Annotated in this window: 16 protein-coding genes and 1 tRNA gene; 16 read left to right on the top strand and 1 reads right to left on the bottom strand. The window is 29.6% G+C overall.

Annotated elements, in window-relative coordinates:
- Positions 1-17 precede the first annotated feature (17 nt).
- The 10 genes from F1564_RS00610 (at position 18) to F1564_RS00655 (ending at position 15,916) form a co-directional block, all read left to right on the top strand.
- Positions 18-94, top strand: a tRNA-Arg gene (locus F1564_RS00610).
- Between the two features lie 388 nt (positions 95-482).
- Positions 483-1,070, top strand: coding sequence for a GNAT family N-acetyltransferase (locus F1564_RS00615; protein WP_018451586.1), 588 nt, complete (start codon positions 483-485; stop codon positions 1,068-1,070).
- Positions 1,071-1,261: 191 nt separating this feature from the next.
- Positions 1,262-2,464 (top strand): phosphoglycerate kinase, encoded by a 1,203-nt coding sequence (locus tag F1564_RS00620; RefSeq protein ID WP_018451585.1) that lies wholly within the window; start codon positions 1,262-1,264, stop codon positions 2,462-2,464.
- A 249-nt stretch (positions 2,465-2,713) separates the two neighbouring features.
- Positions 2,714-2,980, top strand: coding sequence for a preprotein translocase subunit YajC (gene yajC / locus F1564_RS00625; protein WP_018451584.1), 267 nt, complete (start codon positions 2,714-2,716; stop codon positions 2,978-2,980).
- 325 nt (positions 2,981-3,305) lie between these two features.
- On the top strand, positions 3,306-4,433 hold the full coding sequence (locus F1564_RS00630) for an N-acetylmuramoyl-L-alanine amidase family protein (protein ID WP_018451583.1): 1,128 nt from the start codon (positions 3,306-3,308) through the stop codon (positions 4,431-4,433).
- Between the two features lie 30 nt (positions 4,434-4,463).
- A complete protein-coding gene (locus tag F1564_RS00635) occupies positions 4,464-5,009 on the top strand; it encodes a GerMN domain-containing protein (protein ID WP_018451582.1) in 546 nt (181 codons plus the stop codon).
- A gap of 376 nt (positions 5,010-5,385) precedes the next feature.
- Entirely contained in the window at positions 5,386-11,646 is a 6,261-nt protein-coding gene (locus F1564_RS00640; RefSeq protein ID WP_018451581.1) for an autotransporter-associated N-terminal domain-containing protein, read from the top strand.
- 306 nt (positions 11,647-11,952) lie between these two features.
- Positions 11,953-13,782, top strand: coding sequence for a peptidylprolyl isomerase (locus F1564_RS00645; RefSeq protein WP_018451580.1), 1,830 nt, complete (start codon positions 11,953-11,955; stop codon positions 13,780-13,782).
- A 268-nt stretch (positions 13,783-14,050) separates the two neighbouring features.
- On the top strand, positions 14,051-14,710 hold the full coding sequence (locus tag F1564_RS00650) for a methyltransferase (protein ID WP_018451579.1): 660 nt from the start codon (positions 14,051-14,053) through the stop codon (positions 14,708-14,710).
- A gap of 138 nt (positions 14,711-14,848) precedes the next feature.
- A complete protein-coding gene (locus tag F1564_RS00655) occupies positions 14,849-15,916 on the top strand; it encodes a hypothetical protein (protein ID WP_018451578.1) in 1,068 nt (355 codons plus the stop codon).
- A 328-nt stretch (positions 15,917-16,244) separates the two neighbouring features.
- On the opposite strand, the gene F1564_RS00660 is transcribed toward F1564_RS00655, so the two are convergent.
- Positions 16,245-16,721 carry a thioredoxin family protein gene (locus F1564_RS00660; RefSeq protein ID WP_018451577.1) on the bottom strand — a complete coding sequence of 159 codons (477 nt, stop codon included), beginning with the start codon at positions 16,719-16,721 and terminating at the stop codon, positions 16,245-16,247.
- 301 nt (positions 16,722-17,022) lie between these two features.
- On the opposite strand from F1564_RS00660, the gene F1564_RS10230 reads away from it, so the two are divergent.
- The 6 genes from F1564_RS10230 to F1564_RS00685 all read left to right on the top strand — a co-directional run bounded on the left by F1564_RS10230 (position 17,023) and on the right by F1564_RS00685 (position 20,816).
- Positions 17,023-17,181, top strand: a complete 159-nt coding sequence (locus F1564_RS10230; RefSeq protein ID WP_232053381.1) for a hypothetical protein — start codon at positions 17,023-17,025, stop codon at positions 17,179-17,181.
- Entirely contained in the window at positions 17,178-17,318 is a 141-nt protein-coding gene (locus F1564_RS10235; RefSeq protein ID WP_232053382.1) for a hypothetical protein, read from the top strand. The genes F1564_RS10230 and F1564_RS10235 overlap by 4 nt, the downstream gene beginning before the upstream one ends.
- A gap of 128 nt (positions 17,319-17,446) precedes the next feature.
- Positions 17,447-17,809 carry a response regulator gene (locus F1564_RS00670; RefSeq protein WP_018451576.1) on the top strand — a complete coding sequence of 121 codons (363 nt, stop codon included), beginning with the start codon at positions 17,447-17,449 and terminating at the stop codon, positions 17,807-17,809.
- 289 nt (positions 17,810-18,098) lie between these two features.
- Positions 18,099-18,911 carry an HAD family hydrolase gene (locus F1564_RS00675; RefSeq protein WP_018451575.1) on the top strand — a complete coding sequence of 271 codons (813 nt, stop codon included), beginning with the start codon at positions 18,099-18,101 and terminating at the stop codon, positions 18,909-18,911.
- A 144-nt stretch (positions 18,912-19,055) separates the two neighbouring features.
- A complete protein-coding gene (locus F1564_RS00680; RefSeq protein WP_018451574.1) occupies positions 19,056-19,880 on the top strand; it encodes a Cof-type HAD-IIB family hydrolase in 825 nt (274 codons plus the stop codon).
- A gap of 186 nt (positions 19,881-20,066) precedes the next feature.
- Positions 20,067-20,816 (top strand): class I SAM-dependent methyltransferase, encoded by a 750-nt coding sequence (locus F1564_RS00685; protein WP_018451573.1) that lies wholly within the window; start codon positions 20,067-20,069, stop codon positions 20,814-20,816.
- Positions 20,817-20,854 lie beyond the last annotated feature (38 nt).

Raw genomic sequence — 20,854 nt, forward strand, 5'->3', positions numbered from 1 at the left:
AAAACTTACTTTTGTGTGTACCCGTAGCTCAACTGGATAGAGCGTCTGACTTCGGATCAGAAGGCTTGGGGTTCGATTCCTCACGGGTACGCCATTTTTTATTTTGAATTGCATAGTAAAACTTATTTAAAATCCAACTCAAAAATTATAACTATTTTACTCAAACTCTAAATTTGTATAATTTTTAATAGTTTAATTTTGAATGGGTTCGAGTATAAGATTAAATACAATATTTTTAATTCAGATAAAATTCATTTAAAAAATTGTTTTTTGTGGTAAAATGACTTTGTAAATTAAAAAGTACCTAAGATAGTTTATTTAACAAATTGAAGTTTAACAATTTTTTGACAAAAAAAGCAGCTTTTATCTTTAAATAGAGAGAAAGGCTGTTTTTTAATGGAATTTTTTTGAAAAAAATGTTAATATTTAACAAAAGATAGCAAGAAGAGTTTGCATAGAGAAAGTTAAGAGGTAGTAGTATAATGAAATTAGAAAAGAATAATTTAATTTTTAGATTTGCAACTGAAAAGGATGCCGAAGAAATTTTGAATATTTATAAGCCATATATTGAAAATACGACAATAACTTTTGAGTATGAAGTGCCTACGATTGAGGAATTTAGGGAAAGAATTAGAGAAATTTTGGAGGAGTATCCATATATCGTATGTGTATATGAAGGGAAAATTACTGGGTATGCTTATGCACATAAAATTTGGAGCAGGGCTGCTTACCAGTGGGATGCAGAGCTTTCAGTTTATACAGATGAGAATTATGCGGGAAATGGAATTGGGAAAAAATTGTATAAAATTTTAATTGAAATACTAAAGCTGCAAAATGTTGTAAATATTTATGCACTTGTAACTTATCCAAATAAAAGCAGTGAAAAATTGCATAATTATTTTGGATTTAAAAAAGTTGCGCTTTTTGAAAATTCTGGATATAAATTTGGAAAATGGATTGGCGTTACTTGGTTTGAAAAGGCTATTTCTAAGTATCCTAAAAATCCGAATCCGATAAAAAAAGTATCAGAAATTGATGAAGCTGAACTAAAACAAATTTTAGAATTATAAAAAGCATAAAAATTTTTTAGGATTTTATTATTAAATATTGATTTTACAGGCATAAAATAGCTTGTTACTGAAGATACTGAAAATGTTTTGAGATTATATGTTAAATCACTTGAAAATCAGATTAAAGAGTGGTATAATTTAAGTGGAAAAAAAAGAGATTTTATAAATAAATTTTAGGAGGATATAACGGAATGGCTAAAAAAACTTTAAAAGACTTAGACGTAAAAGGTAAAAAAGTATTAGTAAGAGTTGATTTCAATGTACCAATAAAAGATGGAGTTATCACAAATGATAATAGAATCACAGCTGCGATTCCAACTTTAAAATATATTTTGGAAAACGGTGGAAAAGTAATTGCATTCTCTCACTTGGGAAAAGTTAAAGAAGAAGCTGACAAAGCCTCAAAAACTTTAGCACCTGTTGCAAAAAGATTGGAAGAACTTTTAGGAAAACCAGTTAAATTCGTTCCTGAAACAAGAGGAGCAGCATTAGAATCAGCAGTTGCTGAGTTAAAAGATGGAGAAATCTTAATGTTTGAAAACACTAGATTTGAAGACTTGGATGGTAAAAAAGAATCTAAAAATGATCCTGAATTAGGAAAATACTGGGCATCACTTGGAGATGTATTTGTAAATGACGCATTTGGGACTGCACACAGAGCACATGCTTCAAATGTAGGAATTGCTTCTAACATTAAAGAATCAGCAGTAGGATTCTTAGTAGAAAAAGAAATTAAATTTATCGGTGGAGCAGTTGATAATCCTGAAAGACCATTAGTTGCTATTTTAGGTGGAGCTAAGGTTTCTGATAAAATTGGTGTAATCGAAAACTTATTGGATAAAGCTGATAAAGTAATTATTGGTGGAGGAATGATGTTCACTTTCTTAAAAGCTGAAGGTAAAAACACAGGTTCTTCATTATTAGAAGCTGACAAAGTAGAATTAGCCGCTTCACTAATCAAAAAAGCTAAAGAAAAAAATGTTGAGCTATTATTGCCAATTGATACAGTTGTAGCAAAAGAATTTAAAAATGATACAGAATTTAAAACAGTTTCTGTAGATGCTATTGAAGATGGATGGATGGGATTAGATATAGGAGAAGCATCTATCAAATTATTCTCAGACGCTCTAGTTGGTGCAAAGACAGTAGTATGGAATGGACCAATGGGAGTATTTGAAATGGAAAACTTTGCAAAAGGAACAATTGGTGTATGTAAAGCAATCGCAGAATTGTCTGAAGCTAAAACAATCATTGGTGGTGGAGATTCAGCAGCAGCAGCTATTCAATTAGGATTTGCTGATAAATTCTCACATATCTCAACTGGAGGAGGAGCATCGCTTGAATACTTGGAAGGAAAAGTATTGCCAGGAGTAGATGCAATTTCTAATAAATAAGAAGCTAACTTAAATAACTATTAATTTAGTTAACTAAAAATAATTTTTTCATTTTAATCACGAAATGGCTGTCTTGAAATTAATTTTTTAAGATAGTCATTTTTTTATAAAAGTTAGTATTAAAAGTTATAACTGTTTCACAAAAGATTTTTAACTAAAAATAATTTTTTTTAAAATTGAAACATAATCTAAATTGTGGTATAATTAAAAAAGATTTTAGAATTTAAGAAGGAGGAGAAATAAATAATTATGGAAAAGAATTCAATAGGAGTAATAATAATTTATGTAGTATTTTTGGCAGTATTGATTTTACCGACGTATTTTGCAAATAAGAGAAAGAAGAAACAAAAAGCTCAATTAGTGGAAAATTTGAAGGTAGGAGTTAAAATAACTACAGTTGGAGGAATTCAAGGAACTATTACAAATGTTTTTACAGATACTGTGGAAATGAAAATTGATAAAAATGCAAGAATGACTGTCCTTAAATCTGCAGTTGAAAGAATTGAAACAAAATAAATTTTATAAATTATACTCGAACCCATTTAAAATTGAACTGTTAAAATTATATAAACTCAGGGTTTGAGTAAAATAGTTGCATCTTTTGAGTTCAATTTTAAACCAGTATAAAATTAAAAATTATAAAAATTGAATGGTCGTCGTATTTATAGACAATTATAAGAGTAAAAGATGTAGGAACTGAAAAGCATAGTATCTATAATAACCAAGAGATAGGAATTTTTTCCTGGAAATAGAAAAAAATAAAAATTTAGAGGTATTATGTTTATTGAAGTTTATGAACTTAAAAAATAATTAAAATGATTAATAAAGAATAGGAGGAAAAATGAAGAGGATATTATTATTTTTGTTACTTTTTGTAAGTGCAATTACATTTTCTGATACTTTAAAAAATGTTTCATATAATAATGGAAAAGTAATTGGAACATTTAGGGAAAATAAACAGATTATTCCAAATGCTTCTGTCACAAAATTAGGGGGTGAAGACCTGTTAATGTTAAGTTTCCCAGATAGTAAAATGGAAAGTGGCGTTCCAGCATTTATTAACAAAAGTGATCAGTATATAAGTAAGGTTTATACAGTTGAAAATAATGGAATGGTAGTAGTGTATGTGTATTTAAAACCATCTGTTACTTATCAAGTTACCAGTAGAAATGGCGAGTTTCAAGTAACATTAGATGGAGGTAAAGCTGCAACAGCGCAAAAATCATATAATACACCACAAAGCCAGAATAATAACACTAACAATACAAGAATAACACAGACTCAGTCACAAAGCCAGTCAGGTAATACTTCAAGAGGAAATAAAAAATATACAATAGTTGTAGATCCTGGACATGGTGGGCATGATTCAGGAGCAAGAGGAAATGGATATAATGAAAAAGACATAGCATTACAAGTAGCAACAAGATTGGCTAATAATTTAAGACGAGATTATAACGTTATAATAACAAGAGATTCAGATTTCTTTGTGCCATTAGATACAAGAGCTAAAATTGGAAATGATGCAAATGCAGATTTCTTTATAAGTATCCACTTAAATTCAAGTTCGAGCTCATCAGCAAATGGAACAGAAGTATTTTATTTTAGTAAAAAAGATCAAGGAAGTTATGCTGCGCAAGTAGCCAAATTTGAAAATAAAGTTGATGGAAGCTATGGAGATGTGCCATTTTCGGACTTTATTCTAAATGATATTTTTTATAGAAAAAATCAAAAGACAAGTCAAGCTATAGCAGAATCTGTATTAAATAATCTTATAAATACAACAGGGCTTAGAAGAAGAGGAGTTTTTGGAGCAAATTTTGCAGTACTTCGTGGAAGTAATTCACCATCAATACTTGTAGAATTAGGATTTATGAATAATTATTCTGATTTATCGCAATATTTAACACCAGATGGTCAGGAAAGAGCAGCAAGCGCTATTGGTGATGCAATAAGAAATTATTTTAGATAATGAAAATGTTATCCAAATTAGGAGAGATTTATGCCAAAAAAAGAAGAATCAAGAGAAAAACCTAAAAAGAAAAAAGGATTTTTTAGCAGCACATTTTTTATAATATTGCTTTTTTTAATAACAGCTGCTGTAGTTGCAATAAATAGATATGATAGAAAACATAGAGATGAAATACATGTAACTGTTGATAAAAATTTAGTAAAAGAAACAGTAAAAGATGAAGAAGTTCAAAATAAAATTTCTATATTTGTATATGATTCTGATACAAAAACAATTAGTGAGCGAGAAATTACAGTTCCTCGTCAAATAAATTTGATAGAGGGAGATTTTATAAATGGAATTATTAGAAATTCAAACTATATTACAGAAGATATGAAGTTTAGAAGTGCTTATAACCTTAGAATTGACAACGTAAATACAACAGTTGTAAAATTAAATGCAGCATTTGCAAATTTAAAAAAAAATCCTGAATTATTTAATGGATTTTCTCAGGCTGTAACAAATACAATTTTAAAAAACTTTCCCAATATTCAAAGTGTTATAATTCAAATAGACGGGGAAACAAATAATCAATAGAAAGTGAAGCATTTAAGGGAAACATCAAAATAGACTGTTTTGATATTAATAAGAGATTTTTAATATTAAAGCAGTTTTTTTTAAATAAATTTCAAAAAATATTTTTTTGGTGTGATATAATAAATAGAAAGAGATTTTTTTTTGGAAATAATGAATTTATTTTAAATTCTGTTTAACAAGGATTAAGATTTCTTGACGGATCATAAATAAAATATGTTTTCTGTTTTTAAATAGAATTTATCGTAAAATACAGAGAAAATAATTATCACTTAAGCTATTATAAAAATCATTTTTTCCTGTATTTAAAATAATTATTATTTTTGAAAAAATTTTTAAATTGAAAATTTAAACTATAAAAAAGTAAAAGGAGATATCAGTGACTAATAATTTATTACAGTTAAAAAGAGATTTAAAGTCGTTTGCAAAAAAATGTAAGGGATTTAAATATACAGATTCGGCTTTATTTACATTTTTGTTAAATGGAATGTTAATTTCAACAGGTGAATTGGTTGCAGAATCAAAGGATTCGGGAATTAGCAATCAAATGAGTTTGATTAATTCTTCAATAGGTCAAATGCGTAAAGACTTTAAACATGCAAGAGCCGAAAATGATAAGTTAATTAAAAATACAAACTTGGAACTTATACAATTAATGGAACAGGGAGATCATGTAACAAAATCTCCATGGAGCAACTGGCAAATTGGAGCAACTGATTTCTATAATGACTGGCATGGACATTTTAAAGGTAAAGGAAATCGAGTTCAGGACAGCAAATTCTATCAAAGAGACACTACAATGGGAAAATATAGCTACCAGCCAAAAAATTTAAGCACTTACGGAGCAACAAGACTGAAATTAGATTCTGATAATATGGAAAAGTCAGTAGAAATTGAAGTAGATGCTTCATTAAGAACCTTAGCAATAGATAAGCAGGCACCTAATTTTGTGCCTACTACGCCTAGTGGAGGATTGCCTCCGTTTGATCCATTGATGGTAACACCGCCTGTTATTAATCCTAAAAATGTTAATATTAGTCAGGTTCCTTCAGCACCTCCAACAGATGTTGCGTTTCAGAATGTTCCAAACTGGTCGTGGGGTTATAATGTAAATAATACCTTAGGAAATAATGCTTTAATGGCTCAATTGGAGATAATATCAGGAACATTCAATAATTATTTTAGTGGAGTGGGACAACCGCTTCAATATAATTTTAGTGGTGCTAGTGAAAATACTGCGTATACTCCTTCAGGATCTGCTACACATTTACCTGCTTCTGGTGCTGGAAGCAGTAATAATACAGCTGCATTCTATACACTAAGTGGTAAGGCACAGGTAGAAATACCGAGTGCGGTAACAGTTAATGTTGTAGGTAACAGTAGTGGAGGAGGACAATTAAATTCAATTTATTATATGGGGAATCCGTCAGGTTCAGGAAATTCTGAAGCTAAATTAATACATAAAGCAAATACTAATATCTATGGAAATAATATAGCAGTAGTAAATATAGATAACGTGGCTAGTACAGGTGGTATAACTTTTGTAAATAGAGGAAATATAATAGGACATGCACAAAATGGAACATTTGTTGATACTTCAGGTACAACGTTAACTGGAGCAACTCCAGGGAATCATATATTTGGAGCTTATTCTTATGGAACTTCAGAAAGTGATAAAATAGAAAATGCTTCTGATGGAAGTGTAATTTTCTATGCGCCAGAAAGTGTAGGATGGGCATACAGTGCAAGTAATACGCAAGCTATAACGAGAAGTTCAATTAATAATGGTAAAATGCAACTATTTGGAAAAAACAGTTTAGGAATAGCTACTGATAGTGATACTACAACTACACAAATGGCACACGCAGATATTCAGCTTAATACACCAATTGAAATATATGGAGATGAATCAGTAGGAGCAAGTTTCTTGTCAGAGCCAGATACTAGCTCAAATAATTTTTTTAATTCAAAATTTAATATTCAAATTGGAGGATCTTCTTTAACTTCACAAGAAGCTACTTATGGTGATACCAAAGGAGACCTAAAAAAAGTTCAAAATTCAGTTGGACTAAATTTTGATTTTACAGTTAATAATAATGGATTTACAAATTTAGATATAAATAATTATAATGTGAATTTAGAGAAAAATTCTAAAAATTCAATAGCTCTTAGAGCAGGAGAAGCTAAGCTTACATTTAATGATTCAGCTGCTAGCGTTATAACTATTGATGGGGAAGATAACATAGGATATCTTTCAGATGGAGGTACAAATAATAATTTAGTTTATAATAATACAACTAATAATTTTAAAGTTAAGGGAAATAATGCAATATTATTTGCTTCCAAAAGTGGTGGAACATTGAAAATAAATAATTCATTACCTCTAGCTTCAACAACAGTTAGTGGAAAAGGATTTACTTTAGCGTATTCTGAAGGATCTGGTTCAACAGTTACATTGAATCAAGGTGTTACAGGAAAAGTTGCTGGCTCTGATGCAGTACTGTATTATGCGAAAAACAGTGGAAATATTACTGTAACAGAAGCAGCAGTTACCCAACCATCAACTACTGTTAATTCATCAGGAGTGACAGTTGTAACAGATTTATCAATAGGAACTCCTAAAGTTACTATTTCTGGAAATAATGGAGTTGGATTCTATGCTACAAATGGAGGGCAAATTGTAGCGGAAAACAGTTTTATGAAATTATCTGATGGATTAGTCGGTGTGTATAGTGACGGTTCCACAAGCAATATAAATTTAAAAAATTCAATTTTAGATTATAAAGGAAGTGGTTATTCCATTTATAGTGGAAATAATGGGAAAATCGATTTACGAGGAAGTACAGTTGTTTTAAGAGGAAAGGCTATAGGAGTACAAGGATCTTCTTTAAGTGATATAACAACAAATGCAAATACAAAAATAGTTGTTATGTCAAATGATGCTATTCCATTTGAATTTAAAAATAAAGGAACGGTCAACTTAACATCCATAGATACAGATTTAGGTATTACCGCTTCAGGAATTCAAGTTATAAACGGAGAAGATTCAACGACTACGTATACTGATTATAAAAAAGCATTTGTAGATGGAATTACGAACTATAATATTGATGCAGATATTGATAAAAGTTTAGCTGCAAATATTGCTAATGAGTCAACAGATTCATTTAAATTTGTTAAGAGATATTTAGCTCAACGTGCAGTTTTGAATTTGCAGGCAGGTAAAAATGTAACAGCTCATTTAAGTTCTTCAGACCTAACAGCAACAGGAATGAAAGCTGTTGTTGGACTTGATATGAGTTCAAGCAGTTCAGCAGTTTCAAATAATGAAACACAAATAAATCTTGCAGCAGGTTCTAAAGTTTCGGCAGACAGAACAGACGGTGGAAACGGAGCAGTAGGATTATTCATAAACTACGGAAAAGTTCATACAGATTTATCAGCTACAATAAATGTTGAACAATTAACAACTAACTCTCATAATAACAGTGCTGTAGGAATTTATGCTGTAAATGGTTCAGATGTAAATAATGAAGGTACTGTAAATGTTGGCGGAAACAGTTCAATTGGATTGTTAGGATTGGCGTATAGAGAAGATGCAGCTACTGGAGTGTCGAAAGTAAATGAATTTGGTGGGAAACCTGGTGAAGGAACAATTAACGTTGTAAATAAAGGTAATGTTATATTGGATGGAACTACATCTTATGGAATTTATGTGAAAAATAATAATTTAACAGGAACTAAAGCTGGAACTACTGGTAAAAATATAGGAAATGGAGCGTTAACTTTATCAGGAGATAAATCTATCGGAATGATAGGAGATAAAGCAACGTTAACAAATGATATAAATGCAAAAATTAATATGACAGGACAGGAACAAGTTGGAATGTTTGCTAATAATAGTTCATCATTGATAAATAAGGGAGAAATTAATTTAGCAGCTTCAACAGGTTCTATTCCAAGTGTAGGGATTTATACTAATGATGCAACAACAGATATAGTAAATGATGGTAAAATTACTGGTGGAAATAAAAACTACGGTATTTTTGGAACAACAGTAACTCATGGAGCAACAGGAGAAATCACAGTTGGAGATGAAGGAGTAGGAATTTATTCAACAGAAGGAAATATCGCATTAAATCCAGGTTCTAAAGTAAAAATTGGAGCAAATGAAGGAGTAGGAGTATTTACTACTGGAACAGCAGGAAGAACAATAAATTCTAATACTGATATGACAATTGGAGATTCTTCATTTGGTTATGTAATTAAAAACACAGGAACAACAACTTTAACAACAAATGGAACAGCTGCATTAGGAAATGAAGCAAAATTCATTTATTCTAACAATAGCGATATAACAGTAAGTAATAATGTTGCATTGACTTCAACAGGAAATAATACTTATGGAATTTACTCTCCAGGAACAGTAGTAAATAATGCAAATATTGATTTTGGAAGAGGAACAGGAAGTGTGGCAATTTATGCGACTAATGGTGGAAATGCAACAAATAATGCAGTAATTTCAGTAAGTGGAAGTAATTTATTAGCAACTCCAGTTCCAGAATATGGAATGGGAATGGCAACGTCTAACGGAACAATAACAAACAACGGAACAATAAAGGTGGCAGTTGATGAAGGAATTGGAATGTTTGCTTCAGGAAGTGGATCAAGAGCAATAAACAGCAGTACAGGTGTAATAGAATTAAGTGGAAAAAATACAAAAGGAATGTATGTTGATAATAATGCAGTAGGAGAAAACTGGGGGATTATTAAAACAGTTCCTACAGCAAATAATGATGGTATTTTAGGTGTGGTTGCAACAGGTGGAGGAATAATTAAAAACTATGGACAAATTATTGTAGACGGTCCTAATAATAAAGCTGGATATCTTGGTTCTACAGGAACATACACAAATGAAACTAGTGGGGGTATAACAGGAACTGTTACAAATACTAACGGCGCAGATGGAGTTATAAGAAAAGTAAGCAATCCAACGAGTAAAACCGTAGCAGGAATAGAAATAATAGCCCCACCAGCAGCAACAGCAGCTACTATAAAAATAAACAATAATATTGTAATTCCAACGGTTATAAATACGAATACTTCAACACCAAATCCGTCAGTTGCAACAGTAACTTCTCCAGACGGAACAGTAACAACTATAGACTTAAACTCAACGAAATTGGGAAGTATTCCATCAAATGAACAAGCTGGAGTACTTGGAATGTATATTGATACATCAGGAGTAAATTATACACATCCGATTGAAGGATTGAATAATTTGACAGGATTAAAAAAAATTAATTTGATATTTGGTAATGAGGCAGCAAGATATACTAATAGTAAAGTTATAGAAGTTGGGGATAATATAATAAGTCCGTATAATAACATGATATTATCATTAGCGGCATCAAGTAGTGGAATGAAATTTGCTTTAAATGCAGGAAGTTTAACTTGGTTTGCCACAGCAACGCAAAATTTATCTACTGGTGCTTTAGGAAAAGTTTATTTAGTAAAGATACCATATACTGCATTTGCTCAAGATAAAGATACTTATAATTTTTTAGCTGGACTAGAACAAAGATATGGAGCAGAAGAAAGTGGAAGAGAAAAAGAATTATTTAATAAGTTAAATAATTTAGGGAAAAGTGAATCTCATATTCTAGCACAGGCTGTAGATGAAATGAAAGGTCATCAATATGCAAATATTCAACAAAGAACTAATGCCACAGGAAATGCTCTGGACAATGAGTTTAGCTATTTGAGAAATGAATGGAGAAATCCAACTAAGCAAAATAATAAAATCAAAGCATTTGGATTAAGAGACGAATACAATACTGATACAGCTGGAATTGTTGACTATAAGAGCAATGCCTATGGAGTAGCTTATGTTCACGAAGATGAAAAAGTCAGAATGGGTAACTCAAGTGGATGGTATGCAGGAGCAGTAACAAACAGATTCAGATTCAAGGATCTAGGAAAGTCAAGAGAAGATCAGACAATGATAAAAGCTGGAATATTTAAGACAATGTCGCCTAAAAAGGATTACAACGGAGCATTGCAGTGGACAGTTGCAGGAGATGTATTTGCAGGAATTAATAACATGAAGCGTAAATTCTGGATAGTTGATGATACATTTGAAGCTAAATCTACATACCATACTTATGGAGCAGCTCTTAAAAATGAACTTGGTTATGATATAAGAATGAGTGAAAGAACACATTTAAGACCATTTGGAGCTGTGAAGATGGAATATGGAAGATTTAACGATGTGAAAGAAAATTCTGGACAAATGAGATTGCAAGTTAAAGGAAATGACTATTTTTCAGTAAAACCAGAAGCAGGAGTTGAATTTAAGTATATTCAGCCACTTGCGGTAAAAACAAACTTGACAGTAGGGCTTACAGCTGCTTATGAAAACGAGCTTGGGAAACTACAAAATGGAAATCAGGCAAGAGTAAGATACACGACAGCAAACTGGTATAATCTTGAAAAAGAAAAGGAAGATAGACGTGGAAACGGTAAGTTTGACCTTAATATCGGAGTTGACAATACAAGATTTGGTGTTACGGTAAATGCTGGATATGACACTAAAGGAAACAATGTTAGAGGTGGAATTGGATTTAGGGCAACTTATTAGTTTTCAAAAATTGTAGATAATTAAAAAAATCGGAAGAGGAAAAAAATCAGTTTCCGGTTTTTTATTGATTTTCAAACAGAGTTTGGTATTTATATTAACCCCCGTTTAAAAATAGAGGTTATATTTTATATTATTTGCTAACAAAGGATCTTGACTTCTTGCAAAGAAATTTATGACCAGTCTGCGTTTTAAATGGAAAATGGTATTACTTTGCCTGAATTGAAAAAAACAATAGAAAAATAAAGGATTATATGCTATAATAATAAAATGATTAAAAGTGAGAGAAGAGAGAAAGGAAGATAGACAATGGGATTCAGAAGTCACAAAAGAGCGATCCAAATTGCTTCAGCAGTTATGATGGGGGTATTTGGAATAGCAATGCTTATTACTGGAATACTATTTTTGAAAAATAATATTTTTGAAGCGTCAAAAGGTAATAGAGAAGTAATTGCGACAATTAATGGGACAAAAATTTATCGTGATGATTTTGAAAGGGAAACTTATTCGTTAAAAAATCAGCTAAATGAGATTAATCAGCAAAAAATACAGCAGTTAGCACAAGCGGGAGTAAATACTGAAAATATAAAAAATATTCCTGATGACATTATAGATCAATATGTTTTGCAACTTTTGGTAAATAAGGAAATACTACTTTCATCAGCTAAGAATTTGGGAATAAAAGTGAGCAATTCAACAGTTGATAAGGAATTTAAAGCTTATCAAAAACAGTCAAAATTAGGGAAAGATGAATTTTCTCAATATTTAAGATCAGTTGGATATAATGTTACTTCATTTAAAAAAATGATAAAAGATCAAAAAACTGTTGATAAAATGAGAGAAAAATTATTTGCAGATGATAAAATTACAGATGAAGAAGTTAGGAAGGCTTATGAAAGAAATAAATATACTCAAGCCTTTGAAAATCAAGAATTTGATGATGTAAAAGATCAAATTAAAGAAAATATGAAGCAAGATAAAGATATTATGATTTTAAATTCATTTATTGCAAAGGCTAAACAAAAAGCTAAAATTGAATTTAAAGATGAAAAATTTAAAAAAATGTATGCTAATATAACAGCAGCTGTGGCACAAAATGGAGAGTATAAATATACAAATGCAGATGTAAATGAACAAATTGTAAATGCTGTTTCACAAACTCAAGAAGGTTATTCACCAAAAATGGCAAATGATTTAAAAAGTATGTTAAAAACAAATTTGAATAAATTTATACAAATTGCAAATAAGGCTAAAGCGGCTGGAATAAAGGCAGATGCTGATTTAGTAGGAGTAGATCAGTTAAGAGATTATTCTCAAAAATATTATAATTATTTAATTGATACTTATAAACCTGATAATGCGGCATTACAAGCAAAATTTGACTCTAGGAGAGATAGCTACAATACTCAAAATAGTATAGGCGGTTATGTAATTGGAGAAGAATATCAGGCTGGAGAAAATGATTTTGCCATGGCTAAAAAGCAGGCTGAAGAAATTATGAAGACTACAAATAAAGATAATTTTGCAGAAAAAGCTAGAGAATTTTCAAAGGATTCTGGTTCGGCTAAAAATGGTGGAAGTTTAGGAGAAACAGCGGATTTATCAAAACTTGTTCCAGAATTTGCAAATGCGGTTAAAAACGGTAAGGCTGGGGATATTGTGGGACCAATAAAAACACAGTTTGGTTATCATATTATTTACATTCAAAGTAAAGATCCGAAAAATGAAAATGTAGCGAAAGTTAGCCATATTTTAATAACTCCGACTATTTCTGAAGCTTCAAAACAAAAAGTTATTAAGAAAATTCAAGACTTAAAAGCTGAAATTCAAAGTAAGAAAGTTACTTGGAGTAATGTGGAAAAACAGGATAAATATAACTTTAGTGTAAAAGAAAGATTTAAAAAGCTAGTTAAAACTGATGCAATTCCAGGAATTGGAATGAATAAAGAATTAATGGATCAAATATTTGCATTGCAAATAAATGGATTTTTAGAAAAAAATGATACAACTGGATATTACTTAATTGCAAAAACATCAGAAATACCATTTACACAGGCAACATTTGAAAATTCAAAAGAACGTGTAAGATTGGAACTTGCACATGAATATGCAGATAAGCAATTGGGAATTACACAATAATTTTCCATTTAAATAGTTAGATTTGATTTATCAAGGATTCTTTTGTTATCAAATAAACAAAGTACAAAATATTATAAAGAACTGTTTTAAATACTAAAAATATTTAAGGCAGTTTTTTATTTATATTAATACTAAATCTTGTTTAAAAATAGAAGTTATATTTTATATTATTTGATAACAAGGGGTCTTGACCTTTGCAGGAAAATTCATAGCCAGTCTGCTGTTTAAATGGGAAATAGTATAATTTTATTGAAGATCAGGAGTTAAAATGAGTTATATTGAAAATTTAGAAAGTGTCGGAAAAAAGATAATTGTGGAGGAAGAAGGGCTTAAAATAACAGAAGATGCTATTTTACTTTCAGAATTTATAAAAAGTTATTTTAATAAGAAATACAAAAATTTAAAAAATAAGAAGTTATTTTTAGAAATTGGAGCAGGACAGGGGATAATTTCATTATTACTTTCGGAACTTGATATTGTTTCAAAGATTTTTGCTGTGGAAATTCAAGAAGAAGTTTTTGCGACTTTAGGGAAAAATATAGAAATAAATGATTTAAATGAAAAAATAATTCCGATTAATGAAAATATAAAAAAGGTTGATGGAGAATATGATTTTATTTTTTCAAATCCTCCATATAAAAAAACTGATTCTGGGAAAATGTCTCAAAATAAAGTAGAACGAATTAGTAAATATGAAGTTTTGTTGACATTGGAAGAATTAATTTTAGAAATAAGAAGGCTATTAAAAAATTATGGAGAATTTTTTATAGTTGTACCGAACAGCAGATTAAATGATGTTTTTCGGTATATTTATGAAAATAAGCTAAATATATTGTCGATTAAAATAAATAAGTACAAAAAGGTAGATTTGGTTGTTGTGCATGGGAAAAAAGGTGGGAAAATAAATTCGGTAATTGAAATTAAGTAATTAATTATTAACAAAATATATATAATATACATAATATATAATTAATTCATTGACAATCAAATTAAAAAATGATACTATAACACGTGTTATAATAATGGAATTAAAATAAGAAAATAAGTGAGAGGAAGGTAATAATTTATGAAAAAATTATTGGGACTATTGTCTTTGACTTTGGTAACCTCTGGATTTGCTAAAGCGGATCAGGATGTATTGAAAAATATTAATGTTTCTACTGAATATAGGCAGAATTATCAGGATAAGACAGGTGATGATGCAAATGGAATTGGATTTGCGGGAATTAAAAAGGATAATCGCGGGAGAACACGGGTAAGAAATATTTTTTCTGGAAAAATCGGATTAGTTGACGAAGGGGACTGGGATTTGACTTTTTTTACAAGATGGGATAAAGATCAAAATAGAAATAAATTTAATGGACAAACAATTACTCAGTATGGAACTTTTAGAAAAAATGATAGAATTTATAGTAAATTAGGATTAGAGAAGAAATTATCAGATGATGTTAAATTGAAAATTAGATGGCAAAATGATATTTATAGAAATAAAGATTTAGTTACAAAAGAAATTTCTACAACAGGAATTGGGAATGAATTTGCGATAGGACCGACGTTTAATAAAAAAATATGGGGACAAAATGTAACATTGGCTGTAGAAGGTGTTTATTTTCGATTTAAGGGGAATAGAAGAGGAGAATATTATTTGAGCGGAAATGACTTTAAAGGGTCAAAAGTTAATGGTTGGGGACTTAATGCGGATCTTGAAGTAAGTAATAATATTAAAAAGGGAGAATGGGGAAGTTTAGATTATTATGCTTATTTCACGAATCATTACCGAGACACGAATAAGACACAAAAAAATGGGAAAAAGGCTAAACCATCAGTTTATCAAGATTATTATGCAAACTTATCATATACGACACCGTCAGTTGCGGGAATTTACGGGAAAGTTGTCTTAGAAAATGAATTTGAAAGATATCCAAGATATTATTGGGAAAATATGTTTGGTGTAATTACAGAAGCTGGATATAAAAAATCATTTGAAGCGGGGGAAGGCAAAGTTTCGGTAAATCCTTTTGTAAAATATCGTCCATATTATAGGGATTCTTATAAGAAATCAGGATCAAATAGAAAAACTACAGAAACAGAAGAAGTAAGATTTGGATTATCGGTGGGATATTCTGTAAATTAAAAAATTTAATGATATTTCATAATTCCAAAATAATTTTAATAATATAAAAAAGAATCTATTCAATAAAGAATAGAACTTTTTTATATGAACGAACCCATTCAGAATTGAACTGCTAAAAATTATATAATAGATATGTTCGATAACCTAAGTTTTTTTTATCTATACAAGGGGTCAAGACCCCTTGCTTCAAGATATTTATTTTATTAAATTCTAAGTTTGTATAGTTATCGAACAGGTCTAATAAGTAAAATAGCCATAGTTTTTGAATTGGATTTTAAATCAGTTTTTCTATAAATGAATTTTCATTCAAGATATTTTATAATTAATTTTATAGAGAAGTCAAATAATCAACCAGTTCCTTTTCAATTTCTGCATTAAATTTTCCAATTCTAAAATTGTATTTTATCTCGTCAAAATTTTCTGGTTTTTCATTCATCTCTTTTCTTACTACAGCTGGAAATTCATTCCAAAAAGTATTATATTTTCCATCAACATACGAAATCAATGTAGGTATTTTTATTTGTTCTTCTGTGTCTGGAAAAAATTCTCTGGCAGTTTCTCTTGAACGGTAGTCGATTTTAATTTTACTGTTTAAATCGCTGAATTTTTTTAGGAAAGGGACAGTTGCACGGCAATCTGGACAGTAAACTTGTGCTACGGCGATAATTGTAATATCCTTGTCTATACCTTTTATAGCCTTTTCAGTTTCTTTTGATAAAGAGATTTTTTCTATAATCCTTAGCTGCTTTTTGTCCTCTTGCGATTCAGTCACTTCAAATTTTAAATAATCTTCAAATGTTCCCATTATTTTCACCTCATAAATTTTATTTCTCTTTTTGACATTGTATCATTATTAGGCAAGTTTTTGCAAGTTCAAAAAAATTTTAATTCAAATTTTTTTGGGAATGTGCTAAAATCATTGTAGTAGGGAATTTTATGTATAAGGCTGTTATATCAGGAAGAGGTTAGAAGATTATTTTTATAAATAGAAAGCAATATTCAAAGTAAATTGAATGGAACGACTTTGAAAAACTTGCTTTTACAAAAATATTTTTTCTAGGCATGTATAAAAACAGTTGGAAATAGAAGAGGAAGTAAGAAAAGTAATGAATAATAAAGTTAATATTGTATTTGTAAATGAAAAAAGCTTAGAAACTTTTTCAAGGGATTGTGATAAGGCTGTGGTGGCTGGATTCTTGCTTCAAAGAAATGAGGTGACATTAAAAGATGCTGTTTCGTTTGGAGATTTAATAATTATGACTTGATAACTCAAACTGGATTTAGATTTGTAATAAAAGATTCAATTTATAGATTGCTTGAAAAATTAATGGATAATGAAATTATTGGAAGTAGTGCTGAAGATGAAATGGCAACGAAGGTAAAGGAAATATTTAAGACTTAGCAAAAATATAAAATTTGAATATTTTTAAATAATAATAGAATTACAAAGAGTTAAGAACTTTATTATTAAATGAATTTAAATAGGTTTGGTTTTAAAATAATAAATAAAATAAAGAGAGAAGGGAAAAAATGAATAAAATTGCATTGGTTGTAGATGATGCATCGTATATTAGAGAAGATATAAAGGATATTCTCGAAGAGCAAGGATATAAGGTATATGAAGCAAGTGATGGGCTGGAAGCTGTAGAAATGTATAAAAAGGTAAGTCCATCTGTTGTAACAATGGATATAAATATGCCAAGAATGCATGGATTAAAAGCTGCACAAATTATTACAGATTTTGATAAGGAAGCAAAAATTATGATTTGCAGCACAATGGTTATGTTTCCTAATTATATGAAAATGGGAAAAGAAGCTGGAGCAAAGGCATTTTTATCAAAGCCTTTTAATGAAGTGGAATTTATGAATGAATTTTCAAAATTATTTTCATAAAAATTATTGAAGTGCGATAATGAGTAATTTTAAAAGTAATAGAGTTAAAAGATATTATATTAATTAGATTTTTATAAATTTTTCATAAAAAATATAATGATAGATAATTCTAAAAGTAAAAGCGATAAAGATTGAATAACAGCAGTATTTATAATTGCAAGGGGTCAAGACCTCTTGTCAGATAGGTAGAGAAAAATAAGAAAATTAAACAATAAGAAATACTGTGTTTATTGAAATTTTTATACTTTTACAAATAGCTAAAAATATAATAAGAGAAGGAGAGAATAAAATGTTTAAAGCTGTTGTAAGCGATTTGGACGGCACACTTTTGAATGCGGAACATAAGGTAGGTGAATTTACTAGGGAAACAGTAAAACTATTATTAGAAAAAGGGATAAAGTTTTATATTGCGACTGGAAGAAATTATTTGGGAGCAAAAGAAGCTATGGATGAACTTGGAATAAAAGTTCCGCTTATTACTTCGCATGGATCTGCTGCTTTTGATGAAAATGGAAATGAGATTTTTTCAAATAAGTTAAAGAGAGAATATTTAGATAAAGTTTTGGATATTGATTACAAGTCGTTTGGAAAAGATATAATTATAACAGGATATTCAGGACCAAACTGGTTTGTTACTGAAGATTTGAGAGAATATTTTTATAATAAAAAGCCTGATAGAACTAGATACCCAAAACAGATTACTCCTGAAGAGTTTAGAAAACATGATTTTGCAAAAATATTTTTTCTTGGAGAAAAACATAGCGAGCTTCTTGCTCTTGAAAATGAAATAAAAAAAGCTGTTGGTGAAGGGAATGTAAGTCTTTTATTTGCAAATAAAGGAAGCCTGGAAGTATTTTCTGCAAGCTGTAATAAGGCAAAGGCGGCTGAAACAGTATTGAAAAGGGATGGATTGACATTGGATGATGCTGTTTCATTTGGGGATGGAGTAAATGACTATGACTTGATAACAGAAACTGGACTTGGATTTGCAATGGGAAATTCGATTTATCTTCTGCTTGAAAAACTGACAGATACTGAAATTATTGGAAGCAATGCGGAAGACGGAATGGCAAAAAAAGTTAGAGAATTGTTTAATCTATAATAAAAAAATGAATGTTATGAAAATTAAGTGAGTATTTATGCTAGGTAGCAAGAGGTTAAAACTTTTTGTCAAAAATGGAGAAAAATAAGAAATTAAACAATAAAAAATACTGTATTTGTTGAAAGAAATAGGAAAGGAGAGTTTATGTATAAAGCGGTTATCAGTGATTTGGATGGAACTTTATTAAGCAGAGGGCATCACGTTACAAAATTTACTAAAAATGTGATAAGGGAAATAATAAAAAAAGGAATAAACTTTTACATTGCTTCAGGTAGAAGTTATGATCAAATTGGGTATATAACTGAACAGCTTGAAGTAAAAATTCCCATTATAGCTGCAAATGGTGCAAGAATTTTTGATGCAGATGGAAATATGATTTATGAAAAAGGTTTGCCAAAAGAAGCAGCAGAGGCAATCTTGGGGCTGGATTATGAAAGCATAGCTGAAGGTTCACATTTAAACATTTTTTCGGGAAATGACTGGATTATTACAAAGGGAACGGCTCAAAAAGTGTATGACAGAATTTCAAGGGATGTAAAAGTTGATTTTAAGGAAGTTCCAAAAGATGAATTAAAAAACTTGGATATTTTAAAAATATTCTACATTGGAGAACATGAGCAGCTTACAAACTTGGAAAAAGCCATCTTGAAAATAAGAAATGATGTAAATGTTATTTTTGTTACCGATTATTGTATGGAAATTATGGCAAAAGGAGCAAATAAGGGTGCAGCGGCAAAATTTCTGTTAGAAAGGGAAGGCTTGGAATTGAAGGATGCGGTAGCTTTTGGTGATGGTGAAAACGATTTTGAAATGCTTACAATGGTTGGGAAAGGTTATGCAATGGGAAATTCCATAGACAGATTAAGAAAACTGTTGCCAACGGATTTTGAATTTGTTCAATCAAATACGGAAGATGGAGAAGCTGTGAAATTACAGGAACTGTTCTTGGAAAGAGCAAAAAATATTTAATAATTAAAAATCTCTTTAAATTAAAAAAATATATTATACTAAACTCTGTTTAAAAAAGAAGTTATATTTTTCTGAAATGTTTTAAAAATAATAACTATTTTTTATTTATAGTATTATCTGTTTAATCTAAAAAATTCATTTATGAATAAATTTGATTTGTATAACAAAAAATTAAAGGAGAGTATTATGTTAAGAGCCAATGAGGAAAAGTTTCTAAAAAAAATGAAAGAAAATATCAATATTGAAAATTTAAAAGGGGATGGGAAAATATTTTCATATGTAAATAAAGACTATCTCACAGGAGATAATGAAAAATATATGAATATGTATGATAAGTTATCATTTTGGTATGATTTTGGTGAAAAATGGATAGAATTGCTCAGATATGGAAATACAATTTCTGAAATGAGAAAAAATCTTATGAAACATCTAGAATGGAGAAATGGAGTTTCTGTTTTATATATCTCTATTGGTACTGGAAAGGATTTAAATTTTATTCCACAGGACATTGATTTAAATTCTTTAGATTTTACGGGAGTAGACATTTCCTATGGCATGTTAAAAAAATGTTATTCTATCTGGAAAAAAAAGACAAATCTTACATTAGTAAATTGCTGTGCAGAAGATTTGCCTTTTAAGGATAATGTTTTTGATATTGTTTTTCATGTAGGAGGAATTAATTTTTTTACTGATAAGGCTCGAGCTATAAAAGAAATGATTCGTGTATCAAAACCTGGTTCAAAAATAATGATAGCAGATGAAACCGCAGATTTTATTGGAACTCAATATAAGAAAAGTATTTTCACAAAAAATTACTATAAAAATACAGATTTTGATTTAAGTGAAATCCAGAAATGTATACCTGTAAATGTAAAAGAAAAGAAGATGGACTTTTTATGGAATAACAGATTCTATTGTATTACATTCAGAAAATAGACAAAACAGCACTTTTATACTAAACCCCATTTGAATAA

Source organism: Leptotrichia shahii (assembly GCF_008327825.1).
Taxonomy (GTDB): Bacteria; Fusobacteriota; Fusobacteriia; order Fusobacteriales; family Leptotrichiaceae; genus Leptotrichia; species Leptotrichia shahii.